23 protein-coding genes and 4 tRNA genes are annotated in these 23,778 nt (G+C 55.0%); all 27 read right to left on the minus strand.

All coding sequences use genetic code 11. The features are described from left to right. Positions 1 to 5: 5 nt before the first annotated feature. The 27 genes from rpsC to birA all read right to left on the minus strand — a co-directional run bounded on the left by rpsC (position 6) and on the right by birA (position 23,535). On the minus strand, positions 6 to 692 hold the full coding sequence (gene rpsC, locus K0H48_RS24260) for a 30S ribosomal protein S3 (RefSeq protein WP_003176422.1): 687 nt from the start codon (positions 690 to 692) through the stop codon (positions 6 to 8). 13 nt (positions 693 to 705) lie between these two features. Further along, entirely contained in the window at positions 706 to 1,038 is a 333-nt protein-coding gene (rplV, locus tag K0H48_RS24265) for a 50S ribosomal protein L22 (RefSeq protein ID WP_003103908.1), read from the minus strand. 11 nt (positions 1,039 to 1,049) lie between these two features. Beyond that, the gene (gene rpsS, locus K0H48_RS24270) at positions 1,050 to 1,325 is read right to left on the minus strand and encodes a 30S ribosomal protein S19 (RefSeq protein ID WP_002555486.1); all 276 of its coding nucleotides are present in this window, start codon (positions 1,323 to 1,325) and stop codon (positions 1,050 to 1,052) included. Positions 1,326 to 1,341: 16 nt separating this feature from the next. After that, positions 1,342 to 2,166 (minus strand): 50S ribosomal protein L2, encoded by an 825-nt coding sequence (rplB, locus tag K0H48_RS24275; RefSeq protein ID WP_003176423.1) that lies wholly within the window; start codon positions 2,164 to 2,166, stop codon positions 1,342 to 1,344. A gap of 14 nt (positions 2,167 to 2,180) precedes the next feature. Further along, on the minus strand, positions 2,181 to 2,480 hold the full coding sequence (gene rplW / locus K0H48_RS24280; protein ID WP_002555488.1) for a 50S ribosomal protein L23: 300 nt from the start codon (positions 2,478 to 2,480) through the stop codon (positions 2,181 to 2,183). Continuing rightward, on the minus strand, positions 2,477 to 3,079 hold the full coding sequence (gene rplD / locus K0H48_RS24285) for a 50S ribosomal protein L4 (protein ID WP_017135963.1): 603 nt from the start codon (positions 3,077 to 3,079) through the stop codon (positions 2,477 to 2,479). The genes rplW and rplD overlap by 4 nt, the downstream gene beginning before the upstream one ends. A gap of 12 nt (positions 3,080 to 3,091) precedes the next feature. Beyond that, positions 3,092 to 3,727: a 50S ribosomal protein L3 gene (gene rplC, locus K0H48_RS24290; RefSeq protein ID WP_003194649.1), complete on the minus strand. Its 636-nt coding sequence runs from the start codon at positions 3,725 to 3,727 to the stop codon at positions 3,092 to 3,094. 81 nt (positions 3,728 to 3,808) lie between these two features. After that, positions 3,809 to 4,120, minus strand: coding sequence for a 30S ribosomal protein S10 (rpsJ, locus tag K0H48_RS24295; protein ID WP_003186070.1), 312 nt, complete (start codon positions 4,118 to 4,120; stop codon positions 3,809 to 3,811). A 159-nt stretch (positions 4,121 to 4,279) separates the two neighbouring features. Next, complete coding sequence (tuf, locus tag K0H48_RS24300) at positions 4,280 to 5,473, minus strand: elongation factor Tu (protein WP_003176426.1); 1,194 nt, start codon at positions 5,471 to 5,473, stop codon at positions 4,280 to 4,282. Positions 5,474 to 5,503: 30 nt separating this feature from the next. Then, on the minus strand, positions 5,504 to 7,609 hold the full coding sequence (gene fusA, locus K0H48_RS24305; RefSeq protein WP_015886136.1) for an elongation factor G: 2,106 nt from the start codon (positions 7,607 to 7,609) through the stop codon (positions 5,504 to 5,506). A gap of 30 nt (positions 7,610 to 7,639) precedes the next feature. Next, a complete protein-coding gene (gene rpsG / locus K0H48_RS24310) occupies positions 7,640 to 8,110 on the minus strand; it encodes a 30S ribosomal protein S7 (protein ID WP_002555493.1) in 471 nt (156 codons plus the stop codon). Between the two features lie 118 nt (positions 8,111 to 8,228). Further along, positions 8,229 to 8,600: a 30S ribosomal protein S12 gene (gene rpsL, locus K0H48_RS24315; RefSeq protein WP_002555494.1), complete on the minus strand. Its 372-nt coding sequence runs from the start codon at positions 8,598 to 8,600 to the stop codon at positions 8,229 to 8,231. 216 nt (positions 8,601 to 8,816) lie between these two features. Next, positions 8,817 to 13,016: a DNA-directed RNA polymerase subunit beta' gene (gene rpoC / locus K0H48_RS24320; protein ID WP_083356524.1), complete on the minus strand. Its 4,200-nt coding sequence runs from the start codon at positions 13,014 to 13,016 to the stop codon at positions 8,817 to 8,819. Positions 13,017 to 13,080: 64 nt separating this feature from the next. Then, a complete protein-coding gene (gene rpoB, locus K0H48_RS24325) occupies positions 13,081 to 17,154 on the minus strand; it encodes a DNA-directed RNA polymerase subunit beta (protein ID WP_017135961.1) in 4,074 nt (1,357 codons plus the stop codon). A gap of 219 nt (positions 17,155 to 17,373) precedes the next feature. Then, positions 17,374 to 17,739 (minus strand): 50S ribosomal protein L7/L12, encoded by a 366-nt coding sequence (gene rplL / locus K0H48_RS24330; RefSeq protein WP_010566858.1) that lies wholly within the window; start codon positions 17,737 to 17,739, stop codon positions 17,374 to 17,376. A 78-nt stretch (positions 17,740 to 17,817) separates the two neighbouring features. Then, positions 17,818 to 18,318: a 50S ribosomal protein L10 gene (gene rplJ, locus K0H48_RS24335; protein WP_056861893.1), complete on the minus strand. Its 501-nt coding sequence runs from the start codon at positions 18,316 to 18,318 to the stop codon at positions 17,818 to 17,820. A 199-nt stretch (positions 18,319 to 18,517) separates the two neighbouring features. After that, on the minus strand, positions 18,518 to 19,213 hold the full coding sequence (gene rplA / locus K0H48_RS24340; RefSeq protein ID WP_003232403.1) for a 50S ribosomal protein L1: 696 nt from the start codon (positions 19,211 to 19,213) through the stop codon (positions 18,518 to 18,520). Then, positions 19,213 to 19,644, minus strand: coding sequence for a 50S ribosomal protein L11 (gene rplK, locus K0H48_RS24345; RefSeq protein WP_003176435.1), 432 nt, complete (start codon positions 19,642 to 19,644; stop codon positions 19,213 to 19,215). The genes rplA and rplK overlap by 1 nt, the downstream gene beginning before the upstream one ends. Positions 19,645 to 19,761: 117 nt before the next feature. Then, positions 19,762 to 20,295, minus strand: coding sequence for a transcription termination/antitermination protein NusG (gene nusG / locus K0H48_RS24350; protein ID WP_003176436.1), 534 nt, complete (start codon positions 20,293 to 20,295; stop codon positions 19,762 to 19,764). 9 nt (positions 20,296 to 20,304) lie between these two features. Beyond that, positions 20,305 to 20,673 carry a preprotein translocase subunit SecE gene (secE, locus tag K0H48_RS24355; RefSeq protein WP_003194658.1) on the minus strand — a complete coding sequence of 123 codons (369 nt, stop codon included), beginning with the start codon at positions 20,671 to 20,673 and terminating at the stop codon, positions 20,305 to 20,307. Between the two features lie 45 nt (positions 20,674 to 20,718). Beyond that, positions 20,719 to 20,794: transfer RNA gene (locus K0H48_RS24360), tRNA-Trp, on the minus strand. Between the two features lie 161 nt (positions 20,795 to 20,955). Continuing rightward, positions 20,956 to 21,031: transfer RNA gene (locus K0H48_RS24365), tRNA-Thr, on the minus strand. A gap of 26 nt (positions 21,032 to 21,057) precedes the next feature. Beyond that, positions 21,058 to 21,131, minus strand: a tRNA-Gly gene (locus tag K0H48_RS24370). Positions 21,132 to 21,155: 24 nt separating this feature from the next. Further along, positions 21,156 to 21,240, minus strand: a tRNA-Tyr gene (locus tag K0H48_RS24375). Between the two features lie 142 nt (positions 21,241 to 21,382). Beyond that, positions 21,383 to 21,829, minus strand: a complete 447-nt coding sequence (locus K0H48_RS24380) for a hypothetical protein (RefSeq protein ID WP_219269477.1) — start codon at positions 21,827 to 21,829, stop codon at positions 21,383 to 21,385. A gap of 7 nt (positions 21,830 to 21,836) precedes the next feature. Beyond that, positions 21,837 to 22,586 (minus strand): pantothenate kinase, encoded by a 750-nt coding sequence (locus K0H48_RS24385; RefSeq protein WP_219269478.1) that lies wholly within the window; start codon positions 22,584 to 22,586, stop codon positions 21,837 to 21,839. Further along, positions 22,576 to 23,535, minus strand: coding sequence for a bifunctional biotin--[acetyl-CoA-carboxylase] ligase/biotin operon repressor BirA (gene birA, locus K0H48_RS24390; RefSeq protein WP_219269479.1), 960 nt, complete (start codon positions 23,533 to 23,535; stop codon positions 22,576 to 22,578). The genes K0H48_RS24385 and birA overlap by 11 nt, the downstream gene beginning before the upstream one ends. Between the last annotated feature and the right edge of the window lie 243 nt (positions 23,536 to 23,778).

Genomic DNA, 23,778 nt, shown 5'->3' on the forward strand with positions numbered 1-23,778 from the left:
ACCCCTTACTTAGCAGCTTTTTTACGAGGCGCTGGTGCTTGTGGTTTCAGTTCTTCTTGGCGACCACCAATTACTTCGCCTTTGAAGATCCAAACCTTTACACCGATCACACCGTAAGTGGTGTGAGCTTCGTAGTTGGCATAGTCGATGTCGGCACGCAGGGTGTGCAGTGGCACACGACCTTCGCGATACCATTCAGTACGTGCGATTTCAGCACCGCCGAGACGACCGCTCACTTGGATTTTGATGCCTTTGGCACCAATGCGCATGGCGTTCTGTACAGCGCGCTTCATAGCGCGACGGAACATTACGCGACGCTCCAGCTGCTGAGCTACGCTCTGCGCAACCAGCATACCGTCGAGCTCCGGCTTGCGGATCTCTTCGATATTGATGTGCACAGGCACACCCATTTGCTTGGTCAGGTCCTGACGCAGTTTCTCAACATCTTCACCTTTCTTCCCGATAACGATACCTGGACGAGCGGTGTGGATGGTGATACGTGCAGTTTGTGCCGGACGATGGATATCGATACGGCTTACGGACGCGCTTTTTAGTTTGTCTTGGAGATACTCACGCACCTTCAGATCAGCGAACAAATAGTCCGCATAAGTCCGACCGTCTGCGTACCAGACGGAGGTGTGCTCCTTGACGATTCCCAGGCGAATGCCAATGGGATGTACTTTCTGACCCATCTCTTCGACTCCGTTACTTGTCAGCAACCTTGACAGTGATATGGCAAGACCGCTTGACGATGCGATCAGCACGGCCTTTGGCACGTGGCATGATGCGCTTCAGCGAACGCCCTTCGTTGACGAAAACGGTGCTGACCTTCAGGTCATCAACGTCTGCGCCTTCGTTATGCTCGGCGTTGGCTACGGCCGACTCCAGCACTTTCTTCATGATCTCGGCGGCTTTCTTACTGCTGAAAGCCAACAGGTTGAGCGCTTCGCCCACCTTCTTCCCGCGGATCTGGTCGGCGACCAAGCGGGCTTTCTGGGCGGAGATTCGAGCGCCCGACAACTTAGCGGCTACTTCCATTTCCTAACCCCTTAACGCTTGGCTTTCTTGTCTGCCACGTGCCCACGATAAGTGCGGGTACCGGCAAACTCGCCCAGTTTGTGGCCGACCATGTCTTCGTTAACGAGAACTGGGACGTGTTGACGACCGTTGTGTACTGCGATGGTCAAACCGACCATTTGTGGCAGGATCATCGAACGACGCGACCAGGTTTTAACTGGTTTGCGATCGTTCTTTTCCGCCGCCACTTCGATCTTCTTCAGTAGGTGAAGATCAATAAAAGGACCTTTTTTCAGAGAACGTGGCACTGTCGTATCCCTCTATTTACTTGCGACGACGGACGATCATTTTGTCGGTACGCTTATTACCACGAGTCTTCGCGCCCTTAGTCGGGAAGCCCCATGGCGATACCGGATGACGACCACCAGAGGTACGACCTTCACCACCACCGTGTGGGTGGTCAACCGGGTTCATGGCAACACCACGAACGGTTGGGCGAACGCCACGCCAGCGTTTGGCACCAGCTTTACCCAGCGAACGCAGGCTGTGCTCGGAGTTCGAGACTTCACCCAGGGTCGCGCGGCATTCAGCCAGCACTTTACGCATCTCACCAGAACGCAGACGCAGGGTCACGTAGACACCTTCACGAGCGATCAGCTGAGCCGAAGCACCAGCGGAACGAGCGATTTGCGCGCCTTTACCTGGCTTCAATTCGATGCCGTGTACGGTGCTACCAACTGGAATGTTACGCAGTTGCAGAGCGTTGCCCGGCTTGATCGGTGCCAACGCACCTGCGATCAGCTGGTCGCCAGCACTCACGCCTTTAGGGGCGATGATGTAGCGACGCTCGCCATCTGCGTACAGCAGCAGAGCGATGTGAGCAGTACGGTTTGGATCGTATTCGATACGCTCGACAGTGGCAGAGATGCCATCTTTGTCGTTGCGACGGAAATCGACCAGACGATAATGCTGCTTATGGCCACCACCAATGTGACGAGTGGTAATACGACCATTGTTGTTACGACCACCAGTCTTCGATTTTTTCTCGAGCAGCGGTGCGTGAGGAGCGCCTTTATGCAGCTCCTGGTTGACCACCTTGACCACAAAACGGCGGCCAGGGGAAGTCGGTTTGCATTTAACGATTGCCATGATGCACCCCTTCCTTACTCAGCACTGCTGCTGAAATCGAGATCTTGGCCTGGCTGAAGGGAGATAACTGCCTTCTTCCAGTCATTACGCTTGCCCAGACCGCGAGCAGTGCGCTTGCTCTTACCCAGAACATTCAGGGTAGTAACACGCTCTACTTTCACGCTGAACAGGCTTTCGACGGCCTTCTTGATTTCCAGCTTGGTTGCGTCAGTTGCAACCTTGAAAACGAACTGGCCTTTCTTGTCAGCCAGAACCGTAGCCTTTTCGGAAACGTGCGGGCCAAGCAGAACTTTAAATACGCGTTCCTGGTTCATCCCAGCAGCTCCTCGAATTTCTTCACGGCCGACACGGTGATCAACACCTTGTCGTATGCGATCAGACTAACTGGATCGGAACCTTGCACGTCACGTACATCAACGTGTGGCAGGTTGCGAGCAGCCAGGTACAGGTTCTGATCAACAGCTTCAGACACGATCAAAACATCGGTCAGGCTCATGTTGTTCAGTTTGCCCAGCAGATCTTTGGTTTTTGGACTTTCAACAGCGAAGTCCTGAACCACGACCAGGCGATCAGTACGCACGAGTTCAGCAAGGATGGAGCGCAGTGCTGCGCGATACATCTTCTTGTTGAGCTTCTGAGTGTGATCCTGCGGACGAGCTGCGAAAGTGGTACCGCCGCCACGCCAGATTGGGCTACGGATAGTACCGGCACGAGCACGGCCAGTACCTTTCTGACGCCAAGGGCGCTTACCGCCACCACGTACGTCGGAACGGGTCTTTTGCTGCTTGCTACCTTGACGGCCGCCGGCCATGTAGGCCACGACTGCTTGGTGAACCAGCGTCTCGTTGAATTCGCCGCCAAATGTCAGTTCGGAAACTTCGATCGCTTGAGCGTCATTTACATTTAATTGCATGTCAGCTTCCCCTTAACCGCGAGCCTTGGCCGCTGGACGTACAACCAGGTTGCCGCCAGTAGCGCCAGGAACAGCACCCTTGACCAACAACAGATTGCGTTCAGCGTCGACGCGCACTACTTCGAGGGACTGCACGGTCACGCGCTCAGCGCCCATATGACCGGACATTTTTTTGCCCTTGAATACACGACCAGGAGTCTGGCACTGGCCAATAGAGCCCGGGACGCGGTGGGAAACGGAGTTACCGTGAGTGTTGTCTTGGCCACGGAAATTCCAACGCTTGATCGTACCCTGGAAGCCTTTACCTTTGGACTGACCGGTTACATCAACCAGTTGACCAGCGGCGAAGATTTCAGCGTTGATCAGATCGCCAGCCTGGTAGTCGCCGTCTTCGAGACGGAACTCCATAACAGTGCGACCAGCTGCAACGTTTGCTTTAGCGAAGTGACCTGCTTGAGCAGCAGTCACACGCGAAGCGCGACGCTCGCCGACAGTGACTTGCACTGCACGATAGCCATCGGTTTCTTCAGTTTTGAACTGGGTGACGCGATTCGGCTCGATCTCAATGACCGTGACCGGAATGGAGACACCTTCTTCGGTGAAAATACGGGTCATACCGCATTTACGACCGACTACACCAATAGTCATGTTGTAAACCTCATGAGTGTACGGGGCTTTCACCCGCTATGGCCGCCCATTTCAGAGCGTTACACGACTAAGACCCAAGTCTTAGCCGAGGCTGATCTGTACTTCCACACCGGCCGCCAGATCAAGCTTCATAAGTGCATCAACGGTTTTATCCGTTGGCTGGACGATGTCCAGTACGCGCTTATGAGTACGGATCTCGTACTGGTCACGCGCGTCTTTGTTGACGTGCGGGGAGACCAGAACGGTGAACCGCTCTTTACGGGTAGGCAGTGGAATTGGACCACGCACTTGAGCACCAGTACGTTTCGCGGTTTCCACGATTTCCTGGGTGGATTGGTCGATCAGGCGATGGTCAAAAGCCTTCAACCTGATACGGATTTGCTGATTTTGCATTGGATTTCAGACTCCGGCTGCTATTCCCAGCGAGCGCAATACGCCCGTTAAAAGGAGGCGCAATTCTATAGACGGCCCTGATAGGTGTCAACCCAATAAAAAAGGCCCCCGCTGAGCGGGGGCCTTTTCAAAACATCAGAGCTATCTCAGAAGAGATAATTACTCGATGATTTTAGCTACAACGCCAGCACCAACGGTACGGCCGCCTTCACGGATTGCGAAACGCAGACCGTCTTCCATAGCGATGGTTTTGATCAGGGTGACAACCATTTTGATGTTGTCGCCTGGCATTACCATTTCTACGCCTTCCGGCAGTTCGCAGTTACCGGTTACGTCGGTAGTACGGAAGTAGAACTGTGGACGGTAGCCTTTGAAGAACGGAGTGTGACGACCGCCTTCTTCTTTGCTCAGCACGTACACTTCAGCTTCGAACTTGGTGTGCGGCTTAACCGAACCTGGCTTAACCAGAACCTGGCCACGCTCAACGTCGTCACGCTTGGTACCACGCAGCAGAACGCCGCAGTTCTCGCCTGCACGACCTTCGTCGAGCAGTTTACGGAACATTTCAACACCGGTGCAGGTGGTGACGGTAGTGTCACGCAGACCAACGATTTCCAGTGGATCTTGAACCTTAACGATACCGCGCTCGATACGACCAGTTACAACAGTACCGCGACCGGAGATCGAGAATACGTCTTCGATTGGCATCAGGAACGGCTTGTCGATAACACGAACTGGATCTGGGATGTAGCTGTCCAGAGTTTCAACCAGTTTACGAACGGACGTGGTGCCCATTTCGTTATCGTCTTTGCCTTCCAGAGCCATACGAGCAGAACCGATGATGATCGGAGTGTCGTCGCCTGGGAAGTCGTAAGTGCTCAGCAGATCGCGCACTTCCATCTCAACCAGTTCCAGCAGCTCAGCGTCGTCTACCAGGTCAGCCTTGTTCAGGTAAACCACGATGTACGGAACGCCTACCTGGCGGGACAGCAGGATGTGCTCACGGGTTTGTGGCATCGGACCATCAGCGGCCGAGCAAACCAGGATCGCGCCGTCCATTTGGGCAGCACCGGTGATCATGTTCTTCACATAGTCAGCGTGACCTGGGCAGTCAACGTGAGCGTAGTGACGGATCAGCGAGTTGTATTCAACGTGCGCGGTGTTGATGGTGATACCACGAGCTTTTTCTTCTGGAGCGCTGTCGATTTTATCGAAATCAACGATTGCGGAACCGAAAACTTCGGAGCAAACGCGAGTCAGAGCAGCAGTCAGAGTGGTTTTACCGTGGTCAACGTGACCGATGGTGCCAACGTTGACGTGCGGTAGGGAACGATCAAATTTTTCTTTAGCCACGACAATTAACTCCTTGCCTAAAGGACTGAATCAGCCTTGTTTTTTGGATACAGTTTCAGCGATGTGCGCCGGAGCTGTGTTGTATTTTTTGAATTCCATAGAGTAGCTTGCGCGACCCTGAGACATGGAGCGAACGTCGGTCGCATAACCGAACATCTCACCCAACGGAACCTCGGCGCGAATCACTTTGCCGGAAACCGTGTCTTCCATACCCAAGATCATGCCGCGACGACGGTTAAGGTCGCCCATGACATCACCCATATAGTCTTCAGGTGTAACAACTTCTACCGCCATGATTGGCTCAAGCAACTCACCACCGCCCTTCTGGGCCAGTTGCTTGGTTGCCATGGAAGCAGCCACCTTAAACGCCATCTCGTTGGAGTCGACGTCGTGGTAAGAACCGTCAAAAACGGTTGCTTTCAGGCCGATCAGCGGATAGCCGGCAACAACACCGTTCTTCATCTGCTCTTCGATGCCCTTCTGGATAGCAGGGATGTATTCCTTAGGAACAACACCACCGACTACTTCGTTCACGAATTGCAGACCTTCCTGACCTTCGTCAGCAGGTGCAAAACGGATCCAGCAGTGACCGAACTGACCACGACCGCCGGACTGACGAACGAACTTGCCTTCGATTTCACAGTTCTTCGTGATGCGCTCACGATAGGAAACCTGAGGCTTACCGATGTTGGCTTCGACGTTGAACTCACGGCGCATCCGGTCAACCAGGATGTCCAGGTGCAGCTCGCCCATGCCGGAGATGATCGTTTGACCAGTCTCTTCATCAGTCTTGACGCGGAAAGATGGATCTTCCTGAGCAAGTTTGCCCAGAGCGATACCCATTTTTTCCTGGTCATCCTTGGTCTTAGGCTCTACGGCAACCGAAATAACCGGCTCCGGGAAGTCCATGCGAACCAGGATGATTGGCTTGTCAGCGTTGCACAAGGTTTCACCAGTGGTGACGTCCTTCATGCCGATCAAGGCCGCGATGTCACCAGCGCGTACTTCCTTGATCTCTTCGCGGGCGTTTGCGTGCATTTGCACCATACGACCCACGCGCTCTTTCTTGCCTTTAACCGAGTTGATCACGCCGTCGCCGGAGTTCAACACGCCCGAGTAAACGCGGACGAAGGTCAAGGTACCCACGAATGGGTCAGTGGCAATTTTGAATGCCAGAGCGGAGAACGGTTCTGCGTCGTCTGCATGACGCTCCAGCTCGATAGTCTCGTCATCCGGGTCAGTACCCTTGATGGCAGGAATATCCACTGGTGCCGGCAGGTAGTCGATCACAGCATCGAGAACCAGGGGAACGCCCTTGTTCTTGAACGAGGAACCGCAAACAGCCAAGACGATCTCACCAGCGATAGTACGCTGACGCAGAGCGGCCTTGATTTCCACGTTGGTGAGTTCTTCACCTTCGAGGTACTTGTTCATCAGCTCTTCGTTGGCTTCGGCCGCAGCTTCAACCATGTTGTTGCGCCATTCGTCAGCCAGTTCCTGCAGTTCAGCAGGGATAGGCTTGCGAACAGGAACCATACCTTTGTCAGCATCGTTCCAGTAAACAGCTTCCATGGTCAGCAGATCGATCTGGCCCTGGAAATTGTCTTCGGAACCGATAGCCAACTGGATTGGCACCGGGGTGTGACCCAGGCGCTGCTTGATCTGACCGATCACGCGCAGGAAGTTGGCACCAGCACGGTCCATCTTGTTTACGTAAACAAGACGTGGAACGCCGTATTTGTTGGCTTGACGCCATACGGTTTCCGACTGAGGCTCAACACCCGAGGTACCGCAGAACACAACGACAGCGCCGTCGAGTACGCGCAGGGAACGTTCAACTTCAATGGTGAAGTCTACGTGGCCCGGGGTATCGATTACGTTGAAGCGGTGCTCATCCTTGTACTGCTTCTCGGAACCTTTCCAGAAGGCGGTAATAGCAGCAGAAGTAATGGTAATACCACGCTCCTGCTCCTGAACCATCCAGTCTGTGGTCGCGGCGCCGTCATGCACCTCGCCCATCTTGTGACTTTTGCCGGTGTAAAACAGTACGCGCTCGGTGGTGGTGGTTTTACCAGCATCCACGTGAGCAACGATACCGATGTTACGGTAGCGGCTAATCGGAGTAGTACGAGCCATAAAGCCCTCGCAAAATTAGTGAAGCTAAGATTAGAAGCGGTAGTGCGAGAAAGCTTTGTTAGCTTCAGCCATACGGTGCACGTCTTCACGCTTCTTAACAGCAGCACCTTTACCTTCAGCAGCGTCCAACAGCTCGCCGGCCAAACGCAGGGCCATAGACTTCTCGCCGCGCTTACGGGCGAAGTCTACCAACCAGCGCATTGCCAGAGCGTTACGACGGGACGGACGAACTTCGACCGGAACCTGGTAAGTAGCACCGCCTACACGGCGCGACTTCACTTCGACCAGCGGAGCGATGGCGTCGAGAGCTTTCTCGAAGATTTCCAGGGGGTCGCTGTTCTTGCGTTCTTTAACCTTTTCCAGCGCGCCATAAACGATACGCTCGGCAACGGCTTTTTTGCCGCTTTCCATCACGTGGTTCATGAACTTGGCCAGAATTTGGCTTCCGTATTTTGGATCGTCAAGCACTTCGCGCTTGGCTGCTACGCGTCTTCTTGGCATGGATAAGCCCTCAAACGGTCTTCAGGTTCGTTCGGAATCGGTGCCCTTTCGGGACGCCTCCGACCTTACTCTTATCGACTCAGAAAATAAGATGATTCAGTTTTACAAAAAGCCGCTACTACTTAGGCTTCTTGGTACCGTACTTCGAACGACCCTGGTTACGACCTTTAACGCCGGAAGTATCCAAGGAGCCGCGTACGGTGTGGTAACGAACACCTGGCAAGTCTTTTACACGACCGCCGCGGATCAGTACCACGCTGTGCTCTTGCAGGTTGTGGCCTTCACCGCCGATGTACGAGGAAACCTCGAAACCGTTGGTCAGGCGCACACGGCATACTTTACGCAGTGCCGAGTTAGGTTTTTTCGGCGTGGTGGTATACACACGAGTGCATACGCCACGACGTTGCGGGCAGTTCTGCAGCGCAGGTACGTCGGATTTCTCGACGATACGCTTACGCGGCTGACGTACCAGCTGGTTGATAGTTGCCATCTACTAGCTCCACTGTTGTCTTGCGACGCTATTGTCTTGCAAGAAAAGCAAAATGGCAGGAACGAATTCCCGCCAAATTTAGGGGTACAAGAGTCTAAAGAGGATCTTGCCCCCAGTCAAGGCAAGGCCCCGACCTCCCCTCTCGTCGAACCGGGGCAAAAATGCCTCGATCCGACGAATGGGGCTGCCAGGGCCCAGACTTATTTATCGCAGAACTCAGTTACCGCTTGAGTTCAGCGCTTCGGTCAGTGCAGCTTCCACTTCACTGGCGCTTACGCGCAGCGGCTTGTCAGCATCACGGCGGCGCTTGCGCTCGCTGTGGTAAGCCAAACCGGTACCAGCCGGGATCAGACGACCCACGACTACGTTTTCTTTCAGGCCGCGCAGGTAATCGCGCTTGCCGGTTACCGCTGCTTCGGTCAGTACGCGAGTGGTCTCCTGGAAGGAGGCCGCCGAGATGAACGACTCAGTGGACAACGACGCCTTGGTGATACCCAGCAACACACGAGTGAACTTGGATACAAATTTGTCTTCCGCGCCCAGACGTTCGTTTTCTACCAGTACGTGAGTCAGTTCCATCTGGTCGCCCTTGATGAAACTGGAATCGCCGGATTCAGCGATTTCAACTTTACGCAGCATCTGACGCAGGATGGTCTCGATGTGCTTATCGTTGATCTTCACGCCTTGCAGACGGTAAACGTCCTGGATCTCGTTAACGATGTACTTGGCCAGCGCACTCACACCCAGCAGACGCAGGATGTCGTGTGGATCGCTTGGGCCGTCGGAGATAACTTCGCCGCGGTTTACCTGTTCGCCTTCGAAGACGTTCAGGTGACGCCACTTCGGAATCAGCTCTTCGTACGGATCAGTACCATCGTTCGGGGTAATGACCAGACGGCGCTTGCCTTTGGTCTCTTTACCGAACGCGATGGTGCCGCTGACTTCAGCCAGAATCGACGCTTCTTTCGGACGACGAGCTTCGAACAAGTCGGCAACACGCGGCAGACCACCGGTGATGTCGCGGGTCTTCGAAGTTTCTTGCGGGATACGCGCGATAACATCACCGATCGCGATCTTCGCACCATCCGCCACACCGACCAGGGCGTTGGCTGGCAGGAAGTACTGAGCGATTACGTCAGTGCCTGGCAGCAACAAGTCCTTGCCGTTGTCGTCGACCATCTTCACGGCAGGACGGATGTCTTTACCGGCAGCTGGACGATCTTTCGCGTCGAGTACTTCAATGTTGGTCATACCGGTCAATTCGTCAGTCTGACGCTTGATCGTGATGCCTTCTTCCATGCCCACGTAGGTCACGGTACCTTTCATTTCGGTAACGATTGGGTGAGTGTGCGGATCCCACTTGGCCACGATTGCGCCAGCGTCGACCTTGTCACCTTCTTTAACCGAAATCACAGCACCGTACGGCAGCTTGTAACGCTCACGCTCACGACCGTAGTCATCAGCGATTGCCAGCTCACCGGAACGGGACACAGCAACCAGGCAACCATCCACTCGCTCAACGTGCTTCAGGTTGTGCAGACGGACAGTGCCGCCATTCTTCACCTGAACGCTGTCAGCTGCGGAGGTCCGGCTTGCCGCACCACCGATGTGGAACGTACGCATGGTCAGCTGGGTACCCGGCTCACCGATGGACTGGGCAGCAATTACGCCAACCGCTTCACCGATGTTCACCTGGTGACCACGAGCCAAGTCACGGCCGTAGCACTTGGCGCAAATGCCATAGCGGGTTTCGCAGCTGATCGGCGAGCGAACAATCACTTCGTCGATGCTGTTGAGTTCGATGAACTCGACCCACTTCTCATCTACCAGGGTGCCGGCAGGAACGATAATTTCCTCGGTACCTGGCTTGAATACGTCACGGGCGATAACTCGACCCAGTACGCGCTCACCCAATGGCTCTACAACGTCGCCGCCTTCGATGTGCGGAGTCATCAGCAGACCGTGTTCGGTGCCGCAGTCAACTTCAGTCACAACCAAGTCTTGGGCAACGTCTACCAGACGACGAGTCAGGTAACCGGAGTTAGCTGTTTTCAACGCGGTATCCGCAAGACCCTTACGAGCACCGTGAGTGGAGATGAAGTACTGAAGTACACTCAAACCTTCACGGAAGTTCGCAGTAATCGGCGTTTCGATGATGGAGCCGTCCGGCTTGGCCATCAGGCCACGCATACCGGCGAGCTGACGGATCTGCGCAGCAGAACCCCGTGCGCCCGAGTCGGCCATCATGTACATCGAGTTGAACGACTCTTGATCGACTTCTACGCCATGACGGTCGATAACTTTCTCTTTCGAGAGGTTAGCCATCATCGCCTTCGACACTTCGTCGTTGGCCTTGGACCAAAGGTCGATCACTTTGTTGTACTTCTCGCCTTGGGTTACCAGGCCGGAAGCGTACTGGCTTTCGATTTCTTTCACTTCATCAGTTGCAGCATTGATGATCTGAGCTTTTTCATCCGGGATAACGAAGTCGTTAACACCGATGGAAACGCCGGAAATGGTCGAATAGGCAAAGCCGGTGTACATCAACTGGTCAGCGAAGATCACCGTCTCTTTCAAACCAACCACGCGGTAGCACTGGTTGATCAGCTTGGAGATCGCCTTTTTCTTCATCGGCAAGTTGACGACGTCGTACGACAGACCTTTTGGCACAACTTGATACAGCAGCGCACGGCCGACAGTGGTGTCGACAATACGGGTGCCGCTCACGCTGCCGCCATCACGGTCGTTGACGGTTTCGTTGATCCGCACTTTGACCTTGGCATGCAGTGCGGCTTCGCCGGCACGGAACACACGGTCAACTTCTTGCAGGTCAGCGAACACACGACCTTCGCCTTTGGCGTTGATCGCTTCACGGGTCATGTAGTACAGACCCAATACAACGTCCTGCGACGGAACGATGATTGGCTCACCGTTGGCTGGCGACAGAATGTTGTTGGTCGACATCATCAACGCACGCGCTTCCAACTGAGCTTCCAGTGTCAGCGGTACGTGCACGGCCATTTGGTCGCCGTCGAAGTCGGCGTTGTACGCAGCACAGACCAGCGGGTGCAGCTGGATAGCCTTACCTTCGATCAGTACCGGTTCAAACGCCTGGATACCCAGACGGTGAAGGGTCGGTGCACGGTTGAGGAGAACCGGGTGTTCGCGAATCACTTCAGCGAGAACGTCCCAAACCTCTGGCAGTTCGCGCTCGACCATTTTCTTGGCCGCTTTGATGGTGGTCGCGAGACCGCGCATTTCCAGCTTGCCGAAGATGAATGGCTTGAACAGCTCAAGTGCCATCTTCTTAGGCAGACCGCACTGGTGCAGACGCAGGGTCGGGCCTACGGTAATTACCGAACGACCGGAGTAGTCAACACGCTTACCGAGCAAGTTCTGACGGAAACGACCTTGCTTACCCTTGATCATGTCAGCCAAGGATTTCAGAGGACGCTTGTTGGAACCGGTGATAGCGCGGCCACGACGACCGTTGTCGAGCAAGGCATCGACAGCTTCTTGCAACATACGCTTTTCGTTGCGCACGATGATGTCCGGAGCGGACAGATCGAGCAGGCGCTTCAAGCGGTTGTTACGGTTGATCACGCGGCGGTACAGGTCGTTGAGGTCGGACGTCGCGAAACGACCACCGTCCAACGGTACCAGCGGACGCAGGTCTGGCGGCAGAACCGGCAGAACGGTCAGCACCATCCACTCTGGCAAGTTGCCGGAACCCTGGAAGGCTTCCATCAACTTCAGACGCTTGGACAGCTTCTTGATCTTGGTTTCGGAGTTGGTTTGCGGAATTTCTTCGCGCAGACGGCCAATCTCGTGTTCCAGGTCGATAGCGTGCAGCAGTTCGCGGACAGCTTCGGCACCCATGCGGGCATCGAAATCGTCACCGAATTCTTCCAGCGCTTCGAAGTACTGCTCGTCGTTCAGCAGCTGACCTTTTTCAAGGGTGGTCATGCCTGGGTCGATAACGACATAGCTCTCGAAGTAGAGAACACGTTCGATATCACGCAGGGTCATGTCCATCAGCAAGCCGATACGGGACGGCAGCGATTTCAGGAACCAGATGTGGGCAACCGGCGAAGCCAGTTCGATGTGCGCCATGCGCTCACGACGAACCTTGGCCAGTGCGACTTCAACGCCGCACTTCTCGCAGATCACACCACGGTGCTTCAAGCGCTTGTACTTACCGCACAGGCACTCGTAATCCTTTACCGGGCCAAAGATCTTGGCGCAGAACAGGCCGTCACGTTCTGGTTTGAACGTACGGTAGTTAATGGTTTCCGGCTTTTTAACTTCACCGAACGACCACGAACGGATCATCTCAGGCGATGCCAACCCAATACGGATGGCGTCGAACTCTTCGACTTGACCCTGGTTTTTCAGCAAATTCAGTAGGTCTTTCAAGGCCTTTCCTCCTGGCGGAGCAGAGAGCGGGCCAAACAGCCCCGCTCTCGATTCGCGTCACGTGTTATTCGGTTTCCAGATCGATATCGATGCCGAGGGAACGAATTTCTTTGATCAACACGTTGAAGGACTCGGGCATGCCCGGCTCCATACGGTGATCGCCGTCCACGATGTTTTTGTACATCTTGGTCCGACCGTTCACATCGTCCGACTTCACTGTGAGCATTTCTTGCAGAGTGTAAGCAGCACCGTATGCTTCCAGTGCCCAGACCTCCATCTCCCCGAAACGCTGACCACCGAACTGAGCCTTACCACCCAGCGGCTGCTGGGTAACCAGGCTGTACGAACCGGTAGAACGAGCGTGCATCTTATCGTCTACCAAGTGGTTCAGCTTCAGCATGTACATGTAGCCAACAGTAACCGGGCGCTCAAACTTGTTGCCGGTACGGCCGTCGAACAGCTGCATCTGGCCGCTTTCTGGCAGGTCTGCCAGTTTCAGCATGGCCTTGATTTCGCTTTCCTTGGCACCGTCGAACACCGGGGTAGCCATTGGAACGCCGCCGCGCAGGTTCTTCGCCAGGTCCAGGATTTCCTGGTCGGAGAAGGTGTCCAGCTCTTCGTTGCGACCGCCGATCTCGTTGTAGATCTCGTGCAGGAACTTACGCAGGTCAGCAACCTTGCGCTGCTCTTCGATCATACGGTTGATCTTCTCGCCCAGACCTTTGGCCGCAAGGCCCAGGTGGGTTTCGAGGATCTGACCAACGTTCATACGCGAAGGTACGCCCAACGGGTTGAGGACGACGTCGACCGGGGTGCCATTGGCATCGTGCGGCATGTCTTCAACCGGCATGATCACGGAGACCACACCTTTGTTACCGTGACGACCGGCCATCTTGTCGCCCGGCTGGATGCGGCGACGGATTGCCAGGTAAACCTTGACGATTTTCAGCACGCCTGGAGCCAGGTCATCGCCCTGCTGCAGTTTGCGCTTCTTGTCTTCGAACTTGTCGTCCAGCAGACGGCGGCGATCAACGATATAGGCCTGGGCCTTCTCGAGCTGCTCGTTCAGAGCGTCTTCAGCCATGCGCAGTTTGAACCACTGGCCGTGCTCAAGACCGTCGAGTACTTCGTCGGTGATGTCCTGACCTTTCTTCAGACCTGCGCCGCCTTCAGCCTTGTGGCCTACCAGAGCGGAACGCAGACGTTCGAAGGTTGCGCCTTCAACGATACGGAACTCTTCGTTCAGGTCCTTGCGGATCTCGTCGAGTTGAGTCTTCTCGATGGACAGTGCACGAGCATCACGCTCGACGCCGTCACGGGTGAAGACCTGTACGTCGATGACAGTACCTTTGGTACCGGTAGGTACACGCAGGGAGGTGTCTTTAACGTCGCTGGCTTTTTCACCGAAGATGGCACGCAACAGTTTCTCTTCCGGAGTCAGTTGGGTCTCGCCTTTCGGAGTGACCTTACCGACCAGAATGTCGCCTGCGCCAACTTCAGCACCTACGTAAACGATACCGGCTTCGTCCAGCTTGTTCAGTGCAGCTTCACCCACGTTCGGGATGTCTGCAGTGATTTCCTCTGGCCCAAGCTTGGTGTCACGTGCCACACAGGTCAGTTCCTGAATGTGGATCGTGGTGAAGCGGTCTTCTTGAACCACACGCTCGGACAGGCAGATGGAGTCTTCGAAGTTGAAGCCGTTCCATGCCATGAACGCGATGCGCATGTTCTGACCCAGTGCCAGTTCACCCATGTCGGTGGACGGGCCGTCGGCCATGATGTCGCTACGCTGAACGCGATCACCCTTGCTCACCAGCGGACGCTGGTTGATGCAGGTGTTCTGGTTCGAGCGGGTGTATTTGGTCAGGTTGTAGATGTCGACACCGGCTTCGCCAGTTTCAACTTCATCATCGGCAACACGAACCACGATACGGCTGGCATCAACGGAGTCGATCACGCCGCCACGACGAGCCACGACGCAAACGCCGGAGTCACGGGCTACGTTACGCTCCATGCCGGTACCTACCAGCGGCTTGTCAGCACGCAGGGTGGGTACAGCTTGACGCTGCATGTTGGAACCCATCAACGCACGGTTGGCGTCATCGTGTTCCAGGAACGGGATCAGCGACGCTGCAACCGAAACTACCTGCTTCGGCGAAACGTCCATCAAGGTGACGTCTTCCGGCGCCTTGACAGTGAACTCGTTCAGGTGACGAACAGCTACCAGCTCGTCGATCAGGACTTTCTTGTCGTTCATCGTGGCCGAAGCCTGAGCGATTACGTGATCAGCTTCTTCGATGGCAGACAGGAATACGATCTCGTCAGTGACCAGAGCGTCTTTCACCACACGGTACGGGCTCTCGAGGAAGCCGTACTGGTTGGTGCGCGCATAAGCGGCCAAGGAGTTGATCAGACCGATGTTCGGACCTTCCGGCGTTTCGATCGGGCAAACACGACCGTAGTGCGTCGGGTGTACGTCACGAACTTCGAAGCCTGCACGCTCACGGGTCAGACCGCCCGGGCCCAGTGCGGAAACACGGCGCTTGTGGGTGATCTCGGAGAGCGGGTTGTTCTGGTCCATGAACTGGGAAAGCTGGCTGGAACCGAAGAACTCTTTCACCGCCGCAGCCACTGGCTTGGCGTTGATGAGGTCTTGCGGCATCAGGCCTTCGCTTTCAGCCATCGACAGACGCTCTTTGACCGCACGCTCAACACGTACCAGGCCAACGCGGAACTGGTTTTCGGCCATTTCGCCTACGCAGCGAACACGACGGTTACCCAGGTGGTCGATGTCATCGACGATGCCTTTACCGTTACGGATGTCGACCAGAGTCTTCAGTACCGCGACGATGTCTTCCTTGCACAGCACGCCCGAACCTTCGATCTCGGTACGACCGATACGACGGTTGAACTTCATCCGGCCGACCGCAGACAGGTCATAACGCTCAGGGCTGAAGAACAGGTTGTTGAACAGGGTCTCGGCAGCGTCTTTGGTTGGTGGCTCACCAGGACGCATCATGCGATAGATCTCGACCAGCGCTTCCAATTGGTTGCTGGTGGAGTCGATCTTCAGTGTGTCGGAAATGAACGGACCGCAGTCGATGTCGTTGGTGTACAGGGTTTCGATGCGAACAACCTGGGCCTTGGCGATTTTTGCCAGGATTTCGGTGTTCAGCTCGGTGTTGCACTCAGCCAGGATTTCGCCTGTAGCCGGGTGAACGATAACCTTGGCGGTGGTGCGACCCAGGACGTAGTCCAGAGGCACTTCCAGCGACTTGATGCCGGCTTTTTCGATCTGGTTGATGTGGCGCGCAGTAATACGACGACCCGCTTCAACGATCACTTTGCCGTTTTCGTCCTGAATGTCCAGAACGGCAATTTCACCACGCAGACGCGAAGCAATCAGCTCCAGGCTGAGGGTTTCATCCTTCAGGCTGAATACGTTGGTGGTGTAGAAAGCGTCCAGCACCTGCTCAGTGGTGTAACCGAGCGCGCGCAGCAGTACCGAGGCCGGCAGCTTGCGACGACGGTCGATACGCACGAACACGCAGTCTTTCGGGTCGAACTCGAAGTCCAACCACGAACCGCGGTACGGAATGATCCGCGCGGAGTACAGGAGTTTACCGGAGCTGTGCGTCTTGCCGCGGTCGTGGTCGAAGAACACGCCCGGGGAACGGTGCAGCTGGGAAACAATAACACGCTCGGTACCGTTGATTACGAAGGTACCGTTTTCAGTCATCAGTGGGATTTCGCCCATGTAGACTTCTTGCTCTTTGATGTCCTTGATCGCTTTGTTCGACGATTCTTTGTCGAAAATGATCAGGCGGACTTTTACCCGCAAAGGTACGGCGTACGTAACACCGCGCAACACGCATTCTTTGACATCAAATGCCGGTTCGCCCAGGCGATAACCCACGTACTCCAGCGCAGCATTGCCGGAGTAGCTGATGATCGGGAAAACGGATTTGAAGGCCGCATGCAGGCCCACGTCGCGGAACTGATCTTTGGTCGCTCCCGCCTGCAAGAATTCACGATACGAATCCAGCTGGATAGCCAGAAGGTACGGGACATCCATGACGTCCGGCAACTTGCTAAAGTCCTTGCGGATACGTTTTTTCTCAGTATATGAGTAAGCCATCAGCGTTCCCCAGCTTGGTCACCTGCTTGTTTGGCCCCTCCGACGGGAGCAGCCAGAAAATCTTGCAAACCCCATGGTTTGCACCACCGCATCGGGTGGCTACAGCGCGTCATTGGCGGCGACCGAGTCGACAGCCAAGAACGGAAAAAGGCCGGTGGCAAGAGCCACCAGCCATCAGCCTTCAGCTTAACGCTTGGGCTGGAGACGCAAGGTCGATGCTTACTTCAGCTCGACTTTAGCGCCTGCTTCTTCCAGCACTGCTTTAGCTTTGTCAGCGGCGTCTTTCGACACTGCTTCCAGAACCTGGGCAGGAGCGCCGTCAACTACAGCCTTGGCTTCTTTCAGGCCCAGACCGGTCAGTTCACGAACTGCCTTGATCACGTTTACTTTCTTCTCGCCAGCTTCCAGCAGCATGACGTTGAATTCGGTTTGCTCTTCAGCAGCAACAGCAGCAACAGCTGGGCCAGCGGAAGCAGCGGCAGCGGAAACGCCGAATTTTTCTTCGAAAGCTTTGATCAGCTCAACAACCTGCAGAACCGACATTTCAGCTACGGCGTTGAGGATATCTTCTTGGGAGATAGACATTACTGTATTTCCTGAATTGGGGGACGGCCTACGCGGCCATCGAAATAAACAAAAATACGCGAAAGGAGATGCTCAGCCTTAGGCTGCAGCAGCTTCTTTTTGCTCGCGAACTGCGGCCAGAGTACGAGCCAACTTGCTGGTAGCGCCTTGAATCACGCTCATCAGCTGAGAAATAGCTTCGTTACGGGTCGGCAGTGTTGCCAGTACGTCGATTTGGTTAGCTGCGAGGAACTTGCCCTCGAACGCAGCTGCCTTGATCTCGAACTTATCCTGACTCTTGGCGAATTCCTTGAACAAACGGGCAGCAGCACCCGGGTGATCTTTGGAGAACGCGATCAGAGTCGGGCCGGTGAACACGTCGTTGAGGACACTGTATTCAGTGTCAGCAACAGCGCGCTTGAGCAGGGTGTTACGTACAACACGTACGTATACGCCAGCTTCACGAGCCTCTTTACGGAGTCCGGTCATAGCGCTTACTGTCACACCACGGGCATCAGCCACGACAGCGGACAGAGCAGCTTTGGCAGCCTCGTTGACTTCAGCGACGATGGCCTTCTTGTCTTCGAGATTAATTGCCACGGGTTTAACTCCTGCTTGTTACCGTTTCATCTGGCCGAAGCCGGATGTCGTTTTGGTGTCTGATTCGGTAAGGAACCGGGAGCACCATCTGCGTAGGCTTGAGGTTTAAGGCTTGCGCCGCCTACGGTCTTGGATAGCCCCCGCCAGGCAGGGACCCCAATTTTTTCAATTGACGCGATCTCTCGCACCAACGTGTTTCTTATACGTCCAGCGAGCCTTGGTCGATGACCAGACCTGGGCCCATAGTGGTGCTCAGGGTAACGCGCTTGACGTAGATACCTTTCGAGGAAGCCGGCTTGATACGCTTCAGATCAGCGATCAGGGCCTCAACGTTTTCCTTCAGCTTGACGGCATCAAAGCCGACTTTGCCAACGGAGGTGTGGATGATGCCGTTTTTGTCGGTGCGATAACGAACCTGACCAGCCTTGGCGTTTTTAACCGCGGTAGCTACGTCTGGCGTTACGGTGCCGACTTTAGGGTTAGGCATCAGACCACGTGGACCGAGGATCTGACCCAACTGACCTACAACGCGCATTGCATCCGGGGAAGCAATAACTACGTCGTAGTTCAGGTCGCCGCCTTTCATTTCGGCAGCCAGGTCGTCCATGCCAACGCGGTCAGCGCCGGCGGCCAGAGCAGCTTCAGCTGCCGGGCCTTGGGTGAAGACAGCAACACGTACAGTCTTGCCAGTACCGTGTGGCAGCACAGTAGCGCTACGAACGACCTGGTCGGATTTACGTGGGTCAACACCCAAGTTTACAGCAACGTCAACGGACTCGCTGAACTTGACAGTCGACAGCTCGGTCAGCAGGGCTGCGGCGTCTACAAAGTTGTAGGCCTTGCCTGCTTCGATTTTGCCGGCGATAGCCTTTTGGCGCTTGGTCAGCTTAGCCATTACACACCCTCCACGTTAAGGCCCATGCTACGAGCAGAACCGGCGATGGTACGCACGGCTGCATCCATATCAGCTGCAGTCAGATCCGCGTTTTTGGTTTTCGCGATTTCTTCCAGCTGAGCACGAGTTACGGTGCCAACCTTAACGGTGTTAGGACGAGCGGAACCGCTAGTCAGACCAGCAGCTTTCTTCAGCAAAACCGAAGCCGGGGTCGACTTGGTTTCGAAAGTGAAGCTACGGTCGCTGTATACAGTGATGATCACTGGAGTCGGCAGACCTGGCTCTAGACCCTGAGTACGGGCGTTGAAGGCCTTGCAGAATTCCATGATGTTCACGCCGTGCTGACCCAGAGCCGGGCCGACAGGTGGACTTGGGTTGGCCTGAGCGGCCTTCACTTGCAGCTTGATGTAAGCGGTAATCTTCTTGGCCATGAGGCACTCCAATTACGGGTTCAAACGCCTCGAAAGGCTCCCCGGTTACTTGCGCGTTTATCCCAGTGACGACAAAACCCCACAGCCTAAGGCTGTGGGGTTGGGATGCTTGCTCAGCTAGACCTTCTCGACCTGGCTGAACTCCAACTCTACCGGAGTAGAGCGACCGAAAATGAGCACTGCCACTTGGATCCGGCTCTTTTCGTAGTTAACTTCTTCGACAGTGCCGTTAAAATCAGCAAACGGACCATCTGTGACACGAACAACCTCACCTGGCTCGAACAACGTCTTCGGCTTAGGCTTGTCGCTACCGTCAGCAACGCGACGCAGAATTGCTTCCGCCTCTTTGTCAGTGATCGGAGCAGGCTTATCAGCAGTACCGCCGATGAAACCCATGACACGAGGAGTGTCCTTGACCAAGTGCCAAGTACCTTCATTCATGTCCATCTGAACCAGCACGTAGCCAGGGAAGAACTTGCGTTCGCTCTTGCGCTTCTGGCCATTCCGCATTTCAACCACTTCTTCAGTGGGAACCAGAATTTCGCCGAAGCCATCTTCCATGCCTGCGAGCTTTACGCGCTCTAGCAAAGAGCGCATAACATGCTTCTCGTAACCCGAGTAAGCATGCACAACGTACCAACGCTTAGCCACGGGACACCCTTAGCCAACAATCAAGGAAACAAGCCAGCCGAGCAGGGAATCAAGCCCCCACAACAGCAACGCCATAACCAGAACAACAGCCACAACAATCAACGTGGTCTGCGTGGTTTCTTGGCGAGTCGGCCAAACGACTTTACGAATTTCGGTGCGAGCTTCCTTTACCAGGACCGCGAAAGACTTGCCTTTGGCAGTCTGCAGGCCTACAAAGGCAGCTACAGCAGCAAGGGCGAGCAAAGCGAGTACGCGGTACAGGATCGGCGAAGCAGAGTAGTACTGATTGCCAACAACGCCTACGACCACCAATGCGACTACGGCGAGCCACTTGACGAGATCGAAACGAGAGCTTTGAGCTTCAGCCTTAGGAGTCATCTATGAAGATCCTGTGAAAAGAAAGCCAGACACACCACGTGAATCTGGCAGGTCAGGAGGGAATCGAACCCCCAACCTACGGTTTTGGAGACCGTCGCTCTGCCAATTGAGCTACTGACCTAAAACAAAATCAGGCCGACCATTATGCAGGCCTGAAAAAGACTTTACAACAACCAACCCCACTAGACCTGAAATCACTTGGCGACAAAGCCAAATGCAACACCAACAAGCCGAGGCAGCTGTTAAAACAAAGGCAGATATTTTCATATCTGCCTTGTTATATGGAGCTCTTGAGCGGATTTGAACCGCTGACCTCACCCTTACCAAGGGTGTGCTCTACCAACTGAGCTACAAGAGCAAAACACATTGCACAACCTGCAAACTTGGAGCGGGTAGCGGGAATCGAACCCGCATCATCAGCTTGGAAGGCTGAGGTTCTACCACTAAACTATACCCGCGGAGCTTGCAGCTCACGCTAAAAATGGTGGAGGGGGAAGGATTCGAACCTTCGAAGTCGTAGACGTCAGATTTACAGTCTGATCCCTTTGGCCGCTCGGGAACCCCTCCTAAGCGAGCCGGCATTCTACATCACGCCGGCCTTCTGTCAAGCATTTTCTCATTAAAAATATGAGGTTAGCTGCGTTGACCTTCGCTTCACCTTGTAGACCGTAAAGGTCTTCACTGCGAAGCGGGCGCCATTCTATGCAAACTATTCGACAGTTGCAACGCCTTCGCACAACATTATTTTATGTTTTAACTCATTGAATTCCTTAGCAAGGTTTTCAAACGGCAGATCTTCGGCCAGCCTCCTGCTTTCAGGGGCGACACGAAGCCAATAGCCGGAGGCATCAGGCGTATTGAGCAACTGCACTTTGGCCTTTATATCCAGGCTTATGAGGCGCTGCTCGACCGACAGCGCCTGGCGCTGGTCAGCAAAGCCACCGATGTATAGACAGGTATTTTGTACGTCAGGCGCCTTTGCCCGGTCACGCCGAACCATGGGGCCAGAGGACTCACTCAATAAGCGAATATCCTGCTGAGGGCCTTTATAAAGGCTCAGAGGGGTTACATCTTTAGCGCGCAACGGGGCTTCCTGTTGATGCCAGATGTAATAGAAGGCATTGAGAACGAGCAAAAGCAGAAACAGCCAACGCATAAATACCTCAGGACAAAGGGCACGCCATCGCCAGGCCAACAAACACCAGATCAGGAACGAAACGAGCCTGAGGCACGGCATCAGAGACCAGGTCCGCATCCCCGCCAGTCAGGAAGACGGTGAAATCATCCCCCCAATAGCTTCGAGCCAATTCGAGCTGGGTCAAGACAAAACCCCTGAGCATCAGCGTACAACCTCGCTCAACCGCCTCAACGGTCGTCCGCCCCGGCGAGAGGCGCGCCAAGGCCTGCTCTGCCGCAATATCGTCATAGCGGATCTTGCGCGTATGCGTTCGCAACTGGCTGCGCATGAGCGGCATCCCTGGACATATGAATCCGCCAAGATGCTCGCCATCGGCAGCAATAAAATCCGCAGTGGCTGCGGTACCGAAATCGAGCACGAGGCAGGCACCTGATGCCAACTTGAACCCGCCCAGCATTGCCAACCAACGATCTAGCCCAAGGCGCTCAAACTCGTCATAGCCGTTACGCACACCCGCGGCCTCTCTCGCCGAGACAGCACAAGACACAACAACCCCAAATGCCGCCTGCAATGACTCAACCAGCTGACCGGTCTCCTCGGAGGCCCGAACACTTACCAGGCGACAGCGCGTCAATGAGAGCCCCGGAATCGCTATCAACCCCTCAATCAACTCAAGGTCCGAGCCGACGACGCCCTCAGCGGACGCCTTTGCCGCAGGCGAATCGAGCACACGCCACTTGATAAAACTATTCCCACAGTCGAGCTCAAGAATCATCACGCAACCTCAGGCTTAGCTCACCACCGCTGTATATTTTTTCGACACCCGCGACACTCAGCCGCAACGCGCCCTGGTGATCAACACCCAGCACTACACCATCGATCTGGTTAACACCCGCGATAAGAGATACGGCCTTACCTTGCCACAAATGATTTCGCTCCCACTCTTCCTGAAGCGCAGCAAAACCGAAAGCCTTATGTCGCTCCAGGTGACTTTGCAGTTGCAGACCAAGCCGTGCAACCAAGTGATTACGGTCGACAGGGGAGCCCGTCTCCAACTGCGCCGATGTCCACTGCTGATCGACCTCCGAGGCCTTCTGCATATTTACGTTGATCCCTACACCGAGGACAACGTGGCAAACATCAGCGGGATCTCCGACCAATTCCAACAATATACCGGCAATTTTTTTCTGCCCAACCAGGACGTCGTTCGGCCATTTCAATGCCGCAGCCTGGACACCCAGCTCACGCAGGGCCTGCATGACCGCCAATCCGACGACAAGACTAAGACCCTCTAACTGCCTTAATCCGCCGTCAATGCGCAACACCAGGCTGTAATACAGGTTTTGAGCGAACGGACTGACCCACTTACGACCCCGCCTACCCCTTCCCGCCGTTTGCTGCTCGGCAAGTACCAGGAATGGCGCCTCGCAACCGGCACCGACGAGGCGCAAAGCCTCGGCATTGGTAGAGTCTATGGAGTCAGAGATGTAAACCGGCCACGCCAAAGCAGGAGCTTGCTCTTGAATTTCTTCAGCATTCAAGAACACCAATGGAGATGCTAGCTGGTAGCCCCTGCCGCGAACTTTATGAATGGGCAGGTTCAATTCAGACTCCAGATGCTGGAGCTGCTTCCAGACAGCACTGCGGCTGACACCCAGGGCAGCGCCCAGCGCCTCTCCGGAGTGGAATCGACCATCTTTCAGAAGTGTTAACAACGTCAGCATGCAAGCATCGCCTCACAATGAGGCACGCATGATAGCCATGCGCAAGGTCATTGCATAGAAAGGACAGGATTTAGCACTGGAGACGGCTGCAAAGCAGGCCTACGTGGCTTCTCAACCTGGACGCGCTGTGATTAACGCCACTCGTGAGCGAGATTTACGCCTGGACGACCACCCAAAACAAAACCCCTGATTGCGTTAGCAATCAGGGGTTTCGGAATTTAATCTTGACGATGACCTACTCTC

It is taken from the genome of Pseudomonas sp. Xaverov 259, from assembly GCF_019352915.1.
Lineage (GTDB): Bacteria > Pseudomonadota > Gammaproteobacteria > Pseudomonadales > Pseudomonadaceae > Aquipseudomonas.

Excerpts from the sequence above, each read along its gene's own strand:
- rpsC (WP_003176422.1), bottom strand. The coding sequence starts at position 692 with ATGGGTCAGAAAGTACATCCCATTGGCATTCGCCTGGGAATCGTCAAG.
- rplV (WP_003103908.1), bottom strand. The coding sequence starts at position 1,038 with ATGGAAGTAGCCGCTAAGTTGTCGGGCGCTCGAATCTCCGCCCAGAAA.
- rplB (WP_003176423.1), bottom strand. The coding sequence starts at position 2,166 with ATGGCAATCGTTAAATGCAAACCGACTTCCCCTGGCCGCCGTTTTGTG.
- rplW (WP_002555488.1), bottom strand. The coding sequence starts at position 2,480 with ATGAACCAGGAACGCGTATTTAAAGTTCTGCTTGGCCCGCACGTTTCC.
- rplD (WP_017135963.1), bottom strand. The coding sequence starts at position 3,079 with ATGCAATTAAATGTAAATGACGCTCAAGCGATCGAAGTTTCCGAACTG.
- rplC (WP_003194649.1), bottom strand. The coding sequence starts at position 3,727 with ATGACTATTGGTGTAGTCGGTCGTAAATGCGGTATGACCCGTATTTTC.
- rpsJ (WP_003186070.1), bottom strand. The coding sequence starts at position 4,120 with ATGCAAAATCAGCAAATCCGTATCAGGTTGAAGGCTTTTGACCATCGC.
- fusA (WP_015886136.1), bottom strand. The coding sequence starts at position 7,609 with ATGGCTCGTACTACTCCGATTAGCCGCTACCGTAACATCGGTATCGTT.
- rpsG (WP_002555493.1), bottom strand. The coding sequence starts at position 8,110 with ATGCCAAGAAGACGCGTAGCAGCCAAGCGCGAAGTGCTTGACGATCCA.
- rpsL (WP_002555494.1), bottom strand. The coding sequence starts at position 8,600 with ATGGCAACTATCAACCAGCTGGTACGTCAGCCGCGTAAGCGTATCGTC.
- rpoB (WP_017135961.1), bottom strand. The coding sequence starts at position 17,154 with ATGGCTTACTCATATACTGAGAAAAAACGTATCCGCAAGGACTTTAGC.
- rplL (WP_010566858.1), bottom strand. The coding sequence starts at position 17,739 with ATGTCTATCTCCCAAGAAGATATCCTCAACGCCGTAGCTGAAATGTCG.
- rplA (WP_003232403.1), bottom strand. The coding sequence starts at position 19,213 with ATGGCTAAGCTGACCAAGCGCCAAAAGGCTATCGCCGGCAAAATCGAA.
- rplK (WP_003176435.1), bottom strand. The coding sequence starts at position 19,644 with ATGGCCAAGAAGATTACCGCTTACATCAAGCTGCAAGTGAAGGCCGCT.
- secE (WP_003194658.1), bottom strand. The coding sequence starts at position 20,673 with ATGACTCCTAAGGCTGAAGCTCAAAGCTCTCGTTTCGATCTCGTCAAG.
- K0H48_RS24380 (WP_219269477.1), bottom strand. The coding sequence starts at position 21,829 with ATGCGTTGGCTGTTTCTGCTTTTGCTCGTTCTCAATGCCTTCTATTAC.
- K0H48_RS24385 (WP_219269478.1), bottom strand. The coding sequence starts at position 22,586 with ATGATTCTTGAGCTCGACTGTGGGAATAGTTTTATCAAGTGGCGTGTG.
- birA (WP_219269479.1), bottom strand. The coding sequence starts at position 23,535 with ATGCTGACGTTGTTAACACTTCTGAAAGATGGTCGATTCCACTCCGGA.